The 2,670-nt window shown below is 64.8% G+C and carries 4 protein-coding genes; all 4 read left to right on the top strand.

Annotated elements, in window-relative coordinates:
- Positions 1 to 691, top strand: a 691-nt coding sequence (locus AC1DU6_RS26480; RefSeq protein ID WP_477860764.1) for a sensor histidine kinase, incomplete at its 5' end; no start/stop codon positions are given.
- 141 nt (positions 692 to 832) lie between these two features.
- Positions 833 to 1,807: a protein-methionine-sulfoxide reductase catalytic subunit MsrP gene (gene msrP / locus AC1DU6_RS26475; RefSeq protein WP_457350104.1), complete on the top strand. Its 975-nt coding sequence runs from the start codon at positions 833 to 835 to the stop codon at positions 1,805 to 1,807.
- Positions 1,807 to 2,433: a protein-methionine-sulfoxide reductase heme-binding subunit MsrQ gene (locus tag AC1DU6_RS26470; RefSeq protein ID WP_457323498.1), complete on the top strand. Its 627-nt coding sequence runs from the start codon at positions 1,807 to 1,809 to the stop codon at positions 2,431 to 2,433. Before msrP ends, AC1DU6_RS26470 begins: the two co-directional genes overlap by 1 nt.
- Before the next feature lie 25 nt (positions 2,434 to 2,458).
- On the top strand, positions 2,459 to 2,670 hold a 212-nt coding region (locus AC1DU6_RS26465; protein ID WP_477860761.1), incomplete at its 3' end, for an FAD-dependent oxidoreductase.

The following is a 2,670-nucleotide window of genomic DNA, read 5'->3' as shown; positions in this document are numbered from 1 at the left end:
GGCTTTGATGGATGCGCATACCGAGGATTTGGGGCAGTTCCTGACGCAGGACAGCAAAGGCAAGCTGCTACCCACCTATTTGCGTGAACTGGCTCGAACACTCGAGGGTGAGCACGAAGCCATAACGACTGAACTGGGCGCGCTGTGCGGCAGCGTGGAACACATCAAACAGGTCATCGCAACCCAGCAGTCATACGCAGGCACGCCGCGTGTTGTCGAATCCGCCAAGGTGGACGAACTGCTGGACGACGCGCTGCGCATGCACACGGTTGCGCTGACGCGTCACAAAGTGGATGTTGTAAAAAACTACCCGACCTTGCCCGCTCTCTTACTGGATCGGCATCGCGTGTTGCAGGTACTGGTGAACTTGATCAGCAACGCCAAACAAGCGTTGAGCGCGACCGCGGACAAACGCGCCTTCATTACGCTCGGTGCTGTTTTGATGGAAGGGCCAGTGCTGCGCATCACGGTGACCGACAACGGCGAAGGCATCGCGCCGGAGAATCTGACCCGCGTTTTCTCTCATGGTTTCACCACGCGCAAGAACGGGCATGGCTTTGGTTTGCACAGCTGCGTTCTGGCCGCACAGGAGATGGGCGGCAGCTTGAGCGTCCATAGCGATGGCCCTGGGCAAGGTGCGTCGTTCATCCTGGAGGTTCCCGTGAACGTACCCACGGGATCCGCGCGCTGAATGGCGATACCGACAAATGCCTGGCCCAAGGTCTGCACGTGCCGCCATGCGCTCAACGCTCAAGCAAGTAGAACGCGGTCGGTGTAAGTTGCGCCCGTCCTGGCCCGACCCAGCCTCAGCCCACAGACCCGAGAGCCCCTCATGCTGATTCGAACGACCGCCCTTCACGAGCCCCTGTCCAGCGAGATCACGCCCCGCCGGGTTTACCTGAACCGCCGCACGGCCCTGGCCGGCCTCGGCCTGGCAACCGCGTCACCGCTGGCTCTGGCCCAGGCCCAGGCCGCGCCAGGTGGCGGCAAGCTGCCCAAGCTGCCGGGCGCCCGCTCGGCCGTGGCCGGTGCGATGGTGATGGAGAAAGTCACCAGCTACGCCGATGCAACCTCGTACAACAACTTCTACGAATTCGGCACCGACAAGGCCGACCCCGCCGAGCGCGCCCACACGCTCAAGCCCCGGCCATGGACGGTCAGCGTCGAAGGCGAATGCGCCAAGCCCGGCCGCTACGACCTCGACGCGCTGCTCAAGCTCAGCGCCATGGAAGAGCGCATCTACCGGCTGCGCTGCGTCGAAGGTTGGAGCATGGTGATCCCGTGGGTGGGCTACTCGCTGTCAGAGCTCATCAAGAAAGCAGAGCCCACCGGCAAGGCGAAGTTCGTCGAATTCACGACGCTGGCCGATCGCGCGCAGATGCCCGGGCTGCGCTCGTCGGTGCTGGACTGGCCCTACCTCGAAGGCCTGCGCATGGATGAAGCCATGCACCCGCTGGCGCTGCTGACCTTCGGCATGTATGGCGAGGTGCTGCCCAACCAGAATGGCGCGCCGGTGCGCATCGTGCTGCCCTGGAAGTACGGCTTCAAATCGGCCAAGAGCATCGTCAAGATCCGCTTCGTCGAGAAGCAGCCGCGCAGCAGCTGGGAAGAGAGCGCACCCCAGGAATACGGCTTCTATTCCAACGTGAATCCCACCGTGGCCCATCCGCGCTGGAGCCAGCTCAGCGAGCGCCGCATTGGCGAAGACGGCCTGTTCGCCAAGAAGCGGCCGTCCTTGATGTTCAACGGCTATGAAGCGCAAGTGGGCCAGCTCTATGCGGGCATGGATCTGAAGCGCAATTTCTGATGCGGCGTGCGTTGACGGCGGCGCTGCTCAGCCGCGGCGCCAAACCGGCGCTTTTCCTGCTGTGCCTTACGCCGCTGGCGTGGCTGGTCTTCGGCGCCGTAGCCAACCGGCTCGGTGCCAACCCGGCCGAAGCCATCATCCGCGGCCTGGGCGACTGGACATTGCGCGGCCTGTGGCTGACGCTGGCCATCACGCCGCTGCGCGAGCTGACGGGCCTGGCCGCACTGGCGCGCTTTCGGCGCACGCTGGGCGTGTTCACCTTCAGCTATGCCTCACTGCACCTGCTGGCCTATGGCTGGCTGGACATGGGGCTGGATTTCTCCGACATCGCCCGCGACATCGCCAAGCGGCCCTTCATCCTGATGGGCTTCACCGCCTGGCTGCTGATGGCGCCGCTGGCGGCAACGAGCTTCAACAAGGCCATCAAGGCCCTCGGCGCCAAGCGCTGGCAGGCGCTGCACAAGACGATCTACGCCATCTCCGTCATCGCGCTGCTGCACTTCATCTGGATGCGAGCCGGCAAGCACAACTTCGCCGAGCCGGCCGTCTACGGCGTGATCCTTGCCGCGCTGCTGGGGTGGCGCCTCTTCAAACGCCTGAACACGAAAAAGGCGCGACTGGGATAATTCGCGGTTCTGCCCGAACCACCCCATGCCCAACCCCACCTCCATTGACGTCGCCATCCTCGGCGGCGGCCCCGCCGGCTGCAGCGCCGCGTCCTGGCTGGGCCAGATGGGCATGACGGCCCTGCTCGTCGAGCGCGAATCCCGCCTGTGCGCCGCGCTGGCCGGCCTGAACTTCGCCCAGGACTGGGTGCTGGGCRAGCCCGCCGCCCGCCTGGCTGCTTTGGGCGAGCACTACGC

The sequence above is a fragment of the Roseateles sp. P5_B10 genome, from assembly GCF_056400485.1.
Note: the sequence above shows the minus strand (reverse complement) of the source record. Positions and strands in the feature narration are given on the sequence as shown.